Raw genomic sequence first — 13677 nt, 5'->3', positions numbered from 1 at the left:
CTGGCTCCTGAAATCGGCGAGATACGCGAATGAGCGAAGGTTTGCCGCCGGACATTATGGATGAAGCAGCGCCCTGCCGCCGCGCCCGCGCAGATAACAGCGTCGTAATCTTCGAGTCAGGGTCGGGTCAACGCCGCGCCGGCAGACTGCGTGCTCGTCGCATCGAATGCGCGTCCATTCCCCGCTTCGAGGAGCACCATCATGTGGATCGTCCGGCTGGCGTTACGCAGGCCCTACACGTTCGTCGTACTCGCGCTGCTGATCTTCATCGCGGGGCCGCTCGCGCTGCTGCGCACGCCCACCGACATCTTCCCGAACATCGACATTCCGGTCGTCAGCATCGTGTGGTCATACAACGGCTTCTCCGCCGAAGACATGGCCAAGCGCATCACGTCGAACTACGAACGCGCGCTCACGTCGGACGTCGACGACATCGAGCACATCGAATCGCAGTCGCTGAACGGCGTGTCGGTCGTGAAGATCTTCTTCCACCCCGGCGCCGACATCAATCGCGCGATCGCGGAAGCCGCGAGCAACGCCGCGTCGATCCTGCGCATCCTGCCGCCCGGCACGCTGCCGCCGAACATCATCACGTACAACGCGTCGACGGTGCCGATCCTGCAGCTCGGGCTGTCGAGCAACACGCTCGCCGAGCAGCAGCTGTACGACCTCGGCAACAGCTTCATCCGCACGCAGCTCGCGACCGTCCAGGGCGCGGCCGTGCCGTTGCCGTTCGGCGGCAAGATCCGCCAGATCGTCGTCGATCTCGACACGCGTGCGCTGCAGGCGAAGGGCCTCGCGCCGATCGACGTGGTGAACGCGATCAACGCGCAGAACCTGATCCTGCCCGGCGGCACCGCGAAGATCGGCACGCACGAGTACGACGTGCAGATGAACGGCAGCACGCAGACGGCGGCCGCGCTGAACGACCTGCCGGTGAAGACGATCGGCGGCAACGTCGTCTATGTGCGCGACGTCGCCCACGTGCGCGACGGCTACGCGCCGCAGACCAACATCGTGCGCGTGGACGGCAAGCGCGCGGCGCTGCTGACCGTCGAGAAAACGGGCAGCGCGTCGACGCTGACGATCATCGACCAGGTGAAGGCGATGCTGCCGAAGATCGCGGCCGGGCTGCCGAAGGCGCTGCACATTTCGCCGCTCGACGACCAGTCGGTGTTCGTGAAGGCGGCGGTCCAGGGTGTCGTGCGCGAAGCGCTGATCGCCGCCTGCCTGACCGCGCTGATGATCCTGTTGTTCCTCGGCAGCTGGCGCGCGACGCTGATCATCGCGATCACGATCCCGCTCGCGGTGCTCACGTCGCTGCTCGCACTCGCCGTGCTCGGCCAGACCATCAACATCATGACGCTCGGCGGGCTCGCGCTCGCGGTCGGGATCCTGGTGGACGACGCGACCGTCGCGATCGAGAACATCACGCATCATCTCGAAGGGGGCGCGCCGCTCGAGGAGGCCATTCTGACTGGCGCGGGCGAAATCGCGGTGCCGACCTTCGTGTCGACGCTGTCGATCTGCATCGTGTTCGTGCCGATGTTCCTGCTCACCGGCGTCGCACGCTACCTGTTCGTGCCGCTGGCTGAAGCGGTGATCTTCGCGATGATCGCGTCGTACTTCTTCTCGCGCACGCTGGTGCCGACGCTCGCGATGGCGCTGATGCGCGCAAAGGGCCACGGCCGGCCGCCGCGCGGCGTGTTCGCCCGCCTCGTGCGCTTCCAGGCCGCGTTCGAACATCGCTTCGAGGCCGTCCGGCTGCGCTATCGCGCGCTGCTCGCCGCGGCGATCGCGCGGCGCCGCCGCTTTGCGGCCGCGTTCCTGCTCGCCTGCGTCGCATCGACCGGCCTGTTCGCGTTCGCCGGCCAGGACTTCTTTCCGTCGGTCGATACCGGCGAGATCCGTTTGCACCTGCGCGCGCCGACCGGCACGCGGATCGAGGAAACCGCACGGCTGACCGACGAAGTCGAAGCAACGATCCGCAACGTGATTCCGACGACCGAACTCGCAGGCGTGCTCGACAACATCGGCGTGCCGGTGAGCGGGATCAACCTCACGTACGACGCGTCCGACCCGATCGGCGCCGGGGACGCCGACGTGCTGATCACGCTGAAGCCGAACCATGCGTCCACGGCTGCGTACGTCGCGAAGCTGCGCAACGTGCTCGCGCAGTCGTTCCCCGGCGTGACGTTCGCGTTCCTGCCGGCCGACATCGTCAGCCAGATCCTCAATTTCGGGCTGCCCGCGCCGATCGACATCCAGATCGTCGGCAACCAGCTCGACCAGAACCGCGCGGTCGCGAACGCGCTGCTCGCGAAACTGCGCGGCGTGCGCGGGCTCGTCGACGCGCGCATCCAGCAACCCGGCGACGAACCGGCGATCGACGTGAACGTCGACCGCACCAAGGCGATCCTGGCCGGGCTGCAGCAGCGCGACGTCGCGCAGAACCTGCTGATCGCGCTGTCCGGCAGCTCGCAGACCACGCCGAACTTCTGGCTCGATCCGCGCAACGGCGTCAGCTATCCGGTGCTCGTGCAGACGCCGCAGTACACGGTGAATTCGCTGCAGGCGCTCGCGAACGTGCCGCTGCCCGCCGGCACCGCCCGCGCGCCGCAGACGCCGGCCGGCGGCCCGGCGGCCGGCGCACCCGCGCAGAACCTGCTCGGCACGCTCGGCAGCTTCTCGCGCACGACGCAGCAGGCGGTCGTGTCGCACTACAACGTGCAGCCGGTGCTCGACCTCTTCGCGTCGGTGCAGGGGCGCGACCTCGGCGGCGTCACAGCCGACGTGACGACACTCGTCGAAGAAGCCCGCGCGCAGCTGCCGCCCGGCTCGTCGATCGTGCTGCGCGGCCAGGTGCAGGCGATGCACGAATCGTTCGCCGGCCTGCTCGGCGGCCTCGTGCTCGCGATCGCGCTCGTCTACCTGCTGATGGTCGTCAATTTCCAGTCGTGGCTCGACCCGCTCGTGATCGTCGGCGGCCTGCCCGCGTCGCTCGCCGGCATCGCGTGGATGCTGTTCGTCACGCGCACGACGCTGTCCGTGCCGGCGCTGACGGGCACGATCCTGTGCATCGGCATCGCGACCGCGAACAGCATCCTCGTCGTGAACACGGCGCGCGAACTGCTCGCCGGCGGCGCGCCGCCGTGGCAGGCCGCGCTGGACGCCGGGTTCAGCCGCTTCCGCCCGGTGCTGATGACCGCGCTCGCGATGCTGATCGGGATGTTGCCGATGGCGCTCGGCCTCGGCGACGGCGGCGAGCAGAACGCGCCGCTCGGCCGCGCGGTGATCGGCGGGCTCGCGTTCGGCACGGTGTCGACGCTGCTGTTCGTGCCGGTCGTGTTCGGCTTCGTCCACGCGTGGCTCGACCGGCGTCGCGAGGCTGCGGCCGCACGGCGCGCGCAGCCCACCCCCGATACGCCGGCGCTCGGCTGATCGCGCCGCCGCCCTTTCATCCGATTCGTCCACCCTCGAGCCCCCATCATGAACGACTCGATCGAACCCCTCGCCCCGCCGGCCGCCGACGCGGCCCACCCTGCCGGAAGCACGATCGAACGCGCGGCCGTCCCGCCCGACTCCCGCGAGGCGGCGCCCGACGCGCCGCGCCGCCGACGCGCCGGCCGACTGACCGTGCCGCTCGCCGCCATCGCGCTCGCCGTCGCGCTGCTCGCGACCGGTATCGTGCCGCGCATCGATGCGCGCGCCGCGCAGCGCGCGCAGGTGGCCGCGCAGCAAGCGCTGCCGGTATCGGTGATCGCGCCCGGCACGGCGCCCGCCGACCAGACGCTGACGCTGCCCGGTTCGGTGATGCCGTTCGCGGAAGCGTCGATCTACGCGCGCACCAGCGGCTATATCGCGCACTGGAGCGCGGATCTCGGCACGCACGTGAAGGCCGGCCAGCCGCTCGCGCAGATCGCCGCGCCCGATCTCGACGCGCAGCTGCGCCAGGCGCGCGCCGACGCGGCCACCGCGCAGGCGAACTACGACTATGCGAAATCGACCGCGCAGCGCTGGCAGGACATGCTGAAATCGCAATCGGTGTCGCAGCAGGACACCGATACGAAGGTGGCCGACATGAACGCGAAGCGTGCGATGCTCGCGTCCGCGCAGGCGAACGTCGCGCACCTGAACGAGCTGGTGTCGTACGAAGCGGTCAGCGCGCCGTTCGACGGCGTGATCACCGCGCGCAACGTCGACGTCGGCACGCTCGTCACCGCGGGCGGTACGCCGGGCAGCCCCGGCTTGTCCGGCGAACTGTTCCATCTGGCGCAAACCGGCACGCTGCGCGTGTTCGTCGACGTGCCGCAGGACAGCGCGGCCGACGTCTCGACCGGCACGCCGGTCTACCTGACCACGCAGCAGTATCCGGGGCGGCACTTTGCCGCGCGCGTCGCCCGCACGGCCGGCGCGATCGACCCGGTCACGCGCACGCTGCGCGTCGAGATCGACGTCGACAACGCCGACGGCGCGCTGCTACCCGGTGCGTATGCGCAGGCGCACCTCGTCGTCGCGAGCGCCGCGCCCGCCCTCGAGCTGCCCGTCAGCGCGCTGCTGTTCCGGCCGGACGGCGTGACGGTGGCGACCGTCGCCGCGAACGGACGCACCGCGCTCAAGCGCGTGCAGATCGGGCGCGATTTCGGCACACGCGTCGAGATCGTCTCGGGGCTCGCGGCAGGCGATCGCGTGATCGACAACCCGGGCGATGCGATCACCGCCGGCGAAGTCGTGAAGATCGTGTCGATCGCGCATGCGGCGGCACCGGTTGCCGCTTCGTCCGCGCAAAGCGCGCAACCCGTGCCCGCGAGCGGTGCGGGCGGCTTGCCGCCGATGCGCGCGAGCAGCGCAGCACCGGCCGCGCCGGCCGCATCGACACCCGCCGCGGCGCCCGCACGCGGCTGACCTATCGAAGCCCCCTGACGAGAGATCTGCCATGCGCCTCGCTCATCCGCTCCCGTTCGCCCGCCGCGCCGTCGCGCTCGGCGCCGCCGCGGCATTGGCCGCGTTGACCGCCTGTACGACGCTGCCGCCGTATTCACCGCCCGCGGTCGCCGTGCCGGCGCACTACGCGGGCGCACCGGCCACGCAAGCCGGCTGGCACGTCGCGATGCCGGCCGACGCCGCCGCGCGCGGCGCGTGGTGGACCGTGTTCGGCGACGCCGACCTGAACGCGCTCGAAGCGCGCGTCGACGTATCGAACCAGACGGTGAAGAAAGCGCTCGCCGATTTGCAGCAGGCCCGCGAGATGGTCGACTACCAGCATGCGGGGTTCCTGCCGACGATCACCGCGGGCGCCGCGCAAAGCCGCGCACGCGTGTCGCAGAACCGGCTCGGCTCGTCGCTGGCCGGCAAGACCACGCCCGACTATCAGGCCGGCGTGGCCGCGAACTGGGAGCCCGACGTTTTCGGCCGCGTGCGCGATGCGGTGGCGGGCGCGCAGGCGAACGCCGCCGCGAGCGCGGCCGACCTGCAGGCCGTGAAGCTGTCGGTGACTGCCGAGCTGGCGACCGACTATTTCGCGCTGCGCTCGCTCGACACGCAGAAGCAGTTGCTCGACGACACGGTGCACGCGTACGCGGACGCACTGGCGCTGCTGAAGCAGCAGCTCGCGGCCGGCGCGATCGACGCGTCGGCGGTCGCGCAGGCCGACACGCAGCTCGAAGCGACGCGCACGCAGGACACCGACATCGACGCGGCGCGCGCGCAGCTCCAGCATGCGATTGCAACGCTGGTCGGCGAAAGCGCGTCGACGTTCGCTCTGCCGCCGCGCGTGCAGTCGTACGACGTACCGGCCATCCCGCCCGGCGTGCCGTCACAACTGCTCGAACGGCGGCCCGACATCGCGGCGGCCGAGCGCCGCGTCGCGGCCGCGAATGCGCAGATCGGTGAAGCGCGCGCGGCGTTCTTTCCGGACCTGGTGCTGTCGGCGAGCGCCGGGCTCGAAAGTTCGTTCTTCGCGCCGTGGCTCACCGCACCGAGCCTGTTCTGGTCGCTCGGCCCGCAGCTCGCCGGCACGCTGTTCGACGGCGGGCGCCGCAGTGCGTCGCTGCGCGGCGCGCATGCGCAATACGACGGCGCGGTCGCCGATTACCGGCAAACCGTGCTGGTGGCGTTCCAGCAGGTCGAGGATCAGTTGTCGTCGCTCGATGCGCTCGCGTCGGAGGCGCGCAGCCAGCAGCGCGCGACCGATGCGGCCGACCTGTCGCTGCGGCTGACGACGAACCGGTTCAATGCAGGCGCCGTCAGCTATCTGGATGTCGTCACCGCACAGACGATCGCGCTGACGAACCGGCGCACGGCCGACCAGATCGCCGCGCGGCGAATGGAGGCCGAGGTCGGGTTGTTGAAGGCGTTGGGCGGTGGCTGGCAGGCGGAGCCGGCGCCCGGCGCGGCGGCGCAGGCGCAGACGGGCATCGCAAACGGCGCGGCCGCCGCGCCGCACGAACCCGCCGTCACGCTGCCGACGGCCGGCTGAACGTGAGCATGAAACGCGTGCCGGCCGCATCGCTTTCGACGCGGGCGGAACCGCCGTGCAGCTCCATCACCGACCGCACGATCGCGAGGCCGAGCCCGGCCGTGCCGCCCGGCGCACCGCCGCTGCGCGCCGGGTCGCCGCGCACGAACCGGTCGAAGATCCGCGGCAGCAGCGCGGGATCGATCGGCTCGCCCGGATTCGCGACGACGACGCGCACCGCATCCGGCGCTTCGTCGACGGCGAGCGTGATGACCCCGCCAGCCGGCGTATACCGCAGCGCGTTCGCGAGCAGGTTGCCGATCGCGCGGCGAAACAGCTCGACGTCGGCGGTCAGCCGCCCCTGCCCGTCGACGCGCAGCGTCGAGCCTGCTTCGTCAGCGAGCCCCTCGAAATACCCGGCGATGCGTTCGAGTTCGTCTCGCACGTCGAACGCCCGCTGCCGCGTGACGAAGCTCGGATGCTCGGCGCGCGCGAGGAACAACACGTTGTCGATCATCCGCGCGAGCCGATCGTATTCCTCGAGATGCGATTCGAGCAGCGCCTGGTATTCATCGGCCGGCCGCGGCCGCGCGAGCGCGACTTCGGTGGCGCCGCGCATGTTGTTCAGCGGCGTCCGCAGGTCGTGCGCGAGATCGGCGCTGAATTGCGACAGATGCGAGAACGCCTGCTGCAGGCGGCCGAGCATCGCATTCTGCGCATCGACGAGCGCCCGCAGCTCACGCGGCGCGCGCGACGCGTCGAGCCGCGTGTCGAGCTTGTCGACCGTGATCCGGCCGGTGTTGTCGACGATCTCGCGCAGCGGCTCGAGTGCCGTGCGGATCAGCCCGTAGCCGAGCAGCAGCGCGAACAACGCGCCGAGGCCGCCGGCAAGCTTCAGTCGATCGCGGTAACTGTCGAGCAGCGCGGCCCGGTCGCGCATGTTGCGCGCGATCGCGATGTGAATCGGCGTGCGGTCGCCGAGCACGGCCTCGATCACGACGCCGCGCATCGGCGTGCCGCCCGCCGCGATCCATGTGACGAGTTGATCGGCCGTGATCCGGTCGTTCGCGGGTATCGGCGTCGCGTTCGGCGCAACCAGCTGCGCGTCGGCCAGCGGCGCCGACGCGGCCGCCCGGGCGTCGTCGAGCGGCGCGAGCGTGACGTTGTGGCGCACCAGGCTGTCACCCTGCGCATCGGTGACGACCATCGACAGCGCCTCGTTGCCGAGCACCTGGCTCGTGAGCCGCTCCGTATGCGTGCGCACCGCGTCGAGCGATTCGAGCTCGCCCGCGAGCCGGCGCGTATGACGCGCGGCGAGCACGATGTCGAGGTCGTCCTGCGTATTGACCTGCCGCTCGAGGCTCGCGTACACGTACACGCCGACGAGCGCGAACGCGGCCAGCGTGGTCGCGGCGATTGCGAGCGCGAGCGTCGCGGCCAGCGAACGCGGCCACCTCATGCGTCGTCCTTCGGTTCGAGCACGTAGCCGACGCCGCGCACCGTGTGGATCAGCTTCACGGGGAATGCGTCGTCGATCTTCGCGCGCAGGCGCCGGATCGCGACTTCGACGACATTGGTATCGCTGTCGAAATTCATGTCCCACACGTAGGACGCGATCTGCGTGCGGCTCAGCACTTCGCCCTGCCGGCGCGCGAGCAACTGCAGCAGCGAGAATTCGCGCGGCGTCAGGTCGATCCGCGTGGCGCCGCGCTTCACGCGGCGGCGCACGACGTCGATTTCGAGGTCGCCCACCGCGAGATGCTCGGTTTCGCGCGGCGGCCCGCGCCGCGCGAGCGTGCGGATGCGGGCGAGCAGCTCGACGAACGCGAACGGCTTCACCAGGTAATCGTCGGCGCCGAGCTCGAGGCCATGCACGCGGTCCTGCACGTCGTCGCGCGCGGTCAGGAACAGCACCGGCGTCGTATGCGTGTCGCGCAGCCGCTTCAGCACGCCCCAGCCGTCGAGCACCGGCAGCATCACGTCGAGCACGATCACGTCGTAGCGCTCTTCCTGCGCGAGCGTCAGCCCTTCGCCGCCGTCCTTCGCGAGATCGACGCTGAACCCCGATTCCTCGAGACCTTTCTTCAGGTACGCGCCCGTCTTCGGCTCGTCTTCAACTATCAGGATGCGCATGGCGGTTCCGTCGCGGTCGTGGTGACATGCGGCGATGTTACCGGGAAACGCCGACGGCGCACCGCACGGTGCAAGCGGGAACGGGGTTGATGACAAAACTGTAATCGGGGGGTAAGCGTGGCGTGCGGTGGCGCCCCCCCGAAACCCAATTGGCGGCGCCGATAGGTATTCCGGGGCGAGTAGCCCGACGCACGCGGGCGCGGTACGGATGCCGAGAACTGAGGACGACCTGGACGGCGATGTCCGCACGTCGCACACGTCGCGAACGCGTACGCAAACGAAGGTGAAGGCATCTTCCCGAGCCGCTGCTGCCGTTATTTGAAACCGGCCTGCGCGAACCCGCACGTCGAATCGAACGCGTCGAGGATCGTCGCCGACGTGCCGGCCATTCGCGTGGCCATCGCGTCCGGATTTTCGCGCGCGAGCCCTGACGAAGCCAGTGCAGCACCGTCGACACCAGGCCGCCGCCCGGCACGGCGAGGCAATCCCTTTCCGCGTCCGTTCGGGTCCCTTCATGCCCGCACGCCGCACCCCTTGAGCGGGGCTGAGCGTGCCGAGCGCCGCCTCGTCGAGCCGTTCCGTCACGGGCCGACCCGGCCGGCTCAGGGCTTGCATCCAGCCGCATAAAAAGCACACACGGATGCGGCCGCGCCCCTGACACAAAGTGACCCCATTAACATCATAAGATTGCATTTTCACATTTAATGTGATTTTATTACCACCTGTCGCACGCCGCCGCCAACCACGCGCGGCGCACCCATACCAAGGAAGAGACGCAGATGGAGACAATCGCCGTCATCGGCAGCAACATGGTCGACCTCGTGACCTATGTCGCACGCATGCCCGCCCGGGGCGAAACGCTCGAAGCGCCGAACTTCGAGCTCGGCTGCGGCGGCAAGGGGGCGAACCAGGCCGTCGCGGCCGCCCGCCTCGGCGCGCGCGTCGTGATGGTCACGAAGGTCGGCGACGATGTATTCGCCGACAACACGATCCGCAACTTCGCGCGCGAAAGCATCGACACCACGCACGTGCGCAAGGTCGCCGGCGTGCCGAGCGGCGTCGCGCCGATCTTCGTCGAACCCGATTCGAGCAACAGCATCCTGATCGTCAAGGGCGCGAACCGCCACCTGACGCCGGCCGACATCGACGCGGCCGCGCCGCAGCTCGCCGAATGCGCGCTGATCGTGCTGCAGCTCGAGATCGAGCTCGACACCGTCTATCACGCGATCGAATTCGGCGCGCGCCACGGCATTCCGGTGCTGCTGAACCCCGCGCCCGCGGTAGCCGATCTCGATTTCGAGCGGATCCGCACCGTCGAATTCTTCGTGCCGAACGAAACCGAACTCGCGATCGTGTCGGGCATGCCGGTCGATTCGCGCGACACCGCGGCGCGCGCCGCCGAAGCGCTGGTCGCGCGCGGGCTCAAGCACGTGCTCGTCACGCTCGGCAGCAACGGTTCGCTGCTGGTCTCGCGCGACGACGTGCGGCATGTGCCGGGCGTGCCGGTCGACGCACGCGACACGACGGGCGCCGGCGATGCGTACATCGGCTGCTTCGCGCGCTGCTACGCCGCGTCCGGCGACGCACTCGACGCGATGCGTTATGCGTCCGCGTATGCCGCGCATTCGGTCACGGGCCTCGGCACGCAGAAGTCGTACGCCGACACCGCGACGTTCGAACGCTTCCTCCGCGACGCCGGCATGTAAGCGGCGCCTTCATCGACGAGACAACCGGGAAGGAGACACCCATGGGCCGAGCCAGAATCGAACACACCCCCGACGGCTATTACCTGAACCGCACGCCGCTCTTCGCGTTCACGCTGCTGTGCTGCCTGTTCGCGCTGTGGGGCACCGCCGCGAACCTGAACGACGTGCTGATCGCGCAATTCAAGAAGTCGTTCTTCCTGTCCGATTTCGAATCGGCATTCGTGCAGTCCGCGTTCTATCTCGGCTACTTCTTCCTCGCGATTCCGGCCGCGACCGTCGTGAAGAAGTTCAGCTACAAGACGACGATCCTCGTCGGCCTGCTGCTCTACACGACCGGCTGCCTGCTGTTCTTTCCGGCAGCATCGATGGCGAAGTACGGGATGTTCCTCGTCGCGCTGTTCGTGATCGCCGCCGGCCTGTCGTTTCTCGAAACCGCATCGAACTCGTATTCGACGCTGATGGGCCCGCGCGCAACCAGCACGCGGCGGCTGAACATCTCGCAGACGTTCTATCCGTTCGGCGCGATGGCCGGCGTGTACATGGGCAGCTTCCTGATCTTCAAGGAAGGCGATGCGTCGCATGCGCAGCTCGCCGCGATGTCGGCCGCCGAAGCCCACGTGCACCAGCTCGAGATGATCCAGGCCACGCTGGAGCCGTACAAGTGGCTGATCGTCGTGCTCGTCGCCGTGTTCATCGTGTTCGCGCTCACGCCCTACCCGGCCTGCAAGGGCAACGGCCCGAGCGTGGCCACGCACCGGATCGACGCGCGCGGCACGCTCGCGCGCCTGTTCGGCAACCGGCGCTTCGTCGCGGGCGTCGTCGCGCAGTTCCTGTATGTCGGCGCGCAGGTCGGCGTGTGGAGCTTCACGATCCGGCTCGCGATGCAGATCGGCGGCCTCACCGAGCGCGGCGCGTCGCACTACCTGCTCGCGACGTTCTTCGCGTTCTTCGTCGGCAAGCTCGTCGCCACGCTCGTGATGAAGCGCGTCGGCCCGGCCAAGGTGCTGATCGTCTACGGCATCCTGTGCATCGCGCTGCTCGCGTACACGATCAGCGTGCACAACATCACCGCCGTCTATGCGGCCGTGGGCGTGAGCGTGTTCCTCGGCCCGTGCTGGCCGACGATCTACGGCCTCACGATCGACGGGCTCGGCAAGGACACCGAATACGGCGGCTCGATCCTCGTGATGAGCATCGTCGGCGGCGCGGTCGTGCCGCTGATCCAGGGGCTGATCTCCGATCACACGGGCGGCAACATGCAGCTCGCGTTCGTCGTGCCGCTCGCGTGCTTCGTCGTGATCGTCTACTACGGCTTCTACTGCCTGCGCCACCTGCCGGCCGCGACACCCGACGCAGCCGCCGACGGCCACGCGCCCGCGCGCTACGCCGCCACGCGCAACACGTCGGGAGCGTGAGCATGCGAGGCGAAATCGAACTGCGCCGCGACGACTTCCGCGACACGCCGCGCACGCTGTATCGCACCGACGGGCTCACCGTCACCGCGTTCGCGTATCCGTCCGGCGTCGAGGCGCTGACGCTCGAGAACCGTCGCGGCCGCCTCGTCGTGCTGCCGTATCTCGGCCAGATGATCTGGGCCGCCGCGTTCGACGGCCGCGACCTGACGATGAAGCACATGTTCCGGCAGCCGAAGCGCGCGGCGTCGATCATCGATACCTACGGCTGCTTCATGTTCCACAGCGGGCTGCTGCGCAACGGCTGCCCGGGGCCGGACGACACGCATGCGCTGCACGGCGAGATGCCGTGCGCGCCGATGGATCGCGCGAGCGTCGTCGTGGGCGCGGATGCGCGTGGCGCGTTCGTCGAAGTGAACGGCGAATACGAATACGTACAGGGATTCGGCAGCCACTATGTGGCGCGCCCGTCGGTACGGCTAGCCGAGCACGACGCGCAGATGACGATCGCGATGGACGTGACGAATCTCGGCGGCACGTCGATGGACCTGATGTACATGGCGCACCTGAACTACGCGTACGTGCCGGGCGGTCGTTTCGTGCAGGCGTTGCCTCCGGGCGGGTTGCGGTTGCGCGACAGCGTGCCCGCGCACGTGAAACCAACCGCCGCATGGCGCGACTACACGGCCACGCTCGCACACGAGCCAGAACGGCTTCACACGCTCGATGCGCCCCCGCTGTACGACCCGGAGATCGTGTTCTTCATGAACGGGGCGGAAACGGATGCGGACGGCGTCGCACATTTCCGGCTCGAACATCCGGACGGCGGCGCGTTCCATACCGCATACCGCCCCGAGCAATTCCCGCATGCGACTCGCTGGATCCTGCACAACGCGGACCAGCAGGTCGCCGCGTTCGCGCTGCCGTCGACCTGCGAACCGGAGGGGTATGAAGCCGAACGCCGCAAGGGCCATGTGGCGGCGCTCGCACCGGGTGCGACGCGCCGCTTCGAAGTCGTCACCGGCTACCTGAGCGCGGCGGAAGCCCGCCGTGCGTGAAGCGATGCGCGGCCGCGCGGCGTCAGGTCACGAGCGCGATCCCGTGTTCGCGGATCGCCGTTTCGTAGCGGCGGCTCAGTTGCCCGTCCGAGATCACGTAGTTGAAGTCGGTCAGCTCGGCAAAGTAGGCCGCGCGCACTTCGTCGAACTTCGTGTGGTCGACGAGCAGGAAGCGGTTCTGCGCACGCGCCATCACCTTTTTCTTCGCGTCGACTTCGTGGAAATTGAAGCACGTGACGCCGCAGCGATCGCTCACGCCGGCGGCCGAGATGAACGCCTTCGACACGCGCACCGTGTCGAGGATGCCCGCCTCGGCCACCGACTCGAACACCATGTTCTTGCGGTGGTACGCGCCGCCGCACAGGATCACGCTGCAATGCGGCTTCTGCTGCAGCTTCGCGAACACGTTCAGCGAATTGCAGACCGCGGTGAATTCGAGGTCGTCCGGAATGAAGTCGACGACGAACGGCGTGGTCGAGCCGCAGTCGACGAAGATCGTGTCGCCGGTCGTCACGAACTGCGCGGCCAGCTTGCCGATGCGGCGCTTCTCCTCGGTCTGCCGGTTGTTCTCGGCGCTGATCACGTACTCGCCGATGTCGCTGCGCTGCGCGGCGAAGTGGCGCGTCACGTAGCCGCCGATCAGGCTCAAGCCGTGCGGGTTGTCCGCGAGATCGCGGCGGATCGTCATCTCGGATACACCGAACAGCTCGGCCACTTCCTTCAGATGAATCGCGTTCTGCCCTTGCAGCACGTTCATCAGTGTCTTGATCCGTTCGCCTTTCTTCGTTTCCATGCCAGTATCCTGCGTGCCCGCCGCATCCGTCGCTCGTCGTGCCGGGCGCGCGGGCCCGGCCGGAATGTCGTATTTGTAACAAACCGATGTGAAAACATCAACTTTACGTGTGCCCCTC

General features: G+C 68.9%; 9 protein-coding genes. 6 read left to right on the top strand and 3 right to left on the bottom strand.

Annotation, left to right across the window (positions count from 1 at the left end):
* The first annotated feature begins 201 nt into the window (after window positions 1-201).
* The 3 genes from CFB41_RS36390 to CFB41_RS36380 are packed head-to-tail and all read left to right on the top strand — an operon-like array spanning window position 202 to window position 6478.
* Window positions 202-3441, top strand: a complete 3240-nt coding sequence (locus CFB41_RS36390) for an efflux RND transporter permease subunit (protein ID WP_089460042.1) — start codon at window positions 202-204, stop codon at window positions 3439-3441.
* Window positions 3442-3489: 48 nt separating this feature from the next.
* Entirely contained in the window at window positions 3490-4905 is a 1416-nt protein-coding gene (locus CFB41_RS36385; RefSeq protein WP_089460041.1) for an efflux RND transporter periplasmic adaptor subunit, read from the top strand.
* A 31-nt stretch (window positions 4906-4936) separates the two neighbouring features.
* Window positions 4937-6478: an efflux transporter outer membrane subunit gene (locus CFB41_RS36380; protein WP_089460040.1), complete on the top strand. Its 1542-nt coding sequence runs from the start codon at window positions 4937-4939 to the stop codon at window positions 6476-6478.
* Here the strand turns inward: CFB41_RS36380 and CFB41_RS36375 are convergent.
* Both CFB41_RS36375 and CFB41_RS36370 read right to left on the bottom strand, forming a co-directional pair.
* A complete protein-coding gene (locus tag CFB41_RS36375) occupies window positions 6456-7916 on the bottom strand; it encodes a heavy metal sensor histidine kinase (protein WP_089460039.1) in 1461 nt (486 codons plus the stop codon). The two genes, CFB41_RS36380 and CFB41_RS36375, sit on opposite strands and share 23 nt — an antisense overlap.
* Window positions 7913-8590, bottom strand: a complete 678-nt coding sequence (locus tag CFB41_RS36370; protein ID WP_027786146.1) for a heavy metal response regulator transcription factor — start codon at window positions 8588-8590, stop codon at window positions 7913-7915. The genes CFB41_RS36375 and CFB41_RS36370 overlap by 4 nt, the downstream gene beginning before the upstream one ends.
* Window positions 8591-9369: 779 nt before the next feature.
* Between CFB41_RS36370 and rbsK the strand changes: the two genes are divergently transcribed.
* The 3 genes from rbsK to CFB41_RS36355 are packed head-to-tail and all read left to right on the top strand — an operon-like array spanning window position 9370 to window position 12766.
* Window positions 9370-10296 (top strand): ribokinase, encoded by a 927-nt coding sequence (gene rbsK / locus CFB41_RS36365; RefSeq protein ID WP_089460038.1) that lies wholly within the window; start codon window positions 9370-9372, stop codon window positions 10294-10296.
* Window positions 10297-10337: 41 nt separating this feature from the next.
* On the top strand, window positions 10338-11711 hold the full coding sequence (fucP, locus tag CFB41_RS36360) for an L-fucose:H+ symporter permease (protein WP_089460037.1): 1374 nt from the start codon (window positions 10338-10340) through the stop codon (window positions 11709-11711).
* 2 nt (window positions 11712-11713) lie between these two features.
* A complete protein-coding gene (locus tag CFB41_RS36355; protein ID WP_089460036.1) occupies window positions 11714-12766 on the top strand; it encodes an aldose 1-epimerase family protein in 1053 nt (350 codons plus the stop codon).
* Between the two features lie 22 nt (window positions 12767-12788).
* On the opposite strand, the gene deoR is transcribed toward CFB41_RS36355, so the two are convergent.
* Window positions 12789-13559, bottom strand: coding sequence for a DNA-binding transcriptional repressor DeoR (gene deoR, locus CFB41_RS36350; RefSeq protein ID WP_089460035.1), 771 nt, complete (start codon window positions 13557-13559; stop codon window positions 12789-12791).
* Window positions 13560-13677: the final 118 nt, after the last annotated feature.

This window comes from Burkholderia sp. AU33803 (assembly GCF_002223095.1).
Classification (GTDB): Bacteria; Pseudomonadota; Gammaproteobacteria; order Burkholderiales; family Burkholderiaceae; genus Burkholderia.
Note: the sequence above shows the minus strand (reverse complement) of the source record. Positions and strands in the feature narration are given on the sequence as shown.

Coding starts and splice junctions, on each gene's coding strand:
- CFB41_RS36390 (WP_089460042.1), top strand. CDS start 202: ATGTGGATCGTCCGGCTGGCGTTACGCAGGCCCTACACGTTCGTCGTA.
- CFB41_RS36385 (WP_089460041.1), top strand. CDS start 3,490: ATGAACGACTCGATCGAACCCCTCGCCCCGCCGGCCGCCGACGCGGCC.
- CFB41_RS36380 (WP_089460040.1), top strand. CDS start 4,937: ATGCGCCTCGCTCATCCGCTCCCGTTCGCCCGCCGCGCCGTCGCGCTC.
- CFB41_RS36375 (WP_089460039.1), bottom strand. CDS start 7,916: ATGAGGTGGCCGCGTTCGCTGGCCGCGACGCTCGCGCTCGCAATCGCC.
- CFB41_RS36370 (WP_027786146.1), bottom strand. CDS start 8,590: ATGCGCATCCTGATAGTTGAAGACGAGCCGAAGACGGGCGCGTACCTG.
- rbsK (WP_089460038.1), top strand. CDS start 9,370: ATGGAGACAATCGCCGTCATCGGCAGCAACATGGTCGACCTCGTGACC.
- fucP (WP_089460037.1), top strand. CDS start 10,338: ATGGGCCGAGCCAGAATCGAACACACCCCCGACGGCTATTACCTGAAC.
- CFB41_RS36355 (WP_089460036.1), top strand. CDS start 11,714: ATGCGAGGCGAAATCGAACTGCGCCGCGACGACTTCCGCGACACGCCG.
- deoR (WP_089460035.1), bottom strand. CDS start 13,559: ATGGAAACGAAGAAAGGCGAACGGATCAAGACACTGATGAACGTGCTG.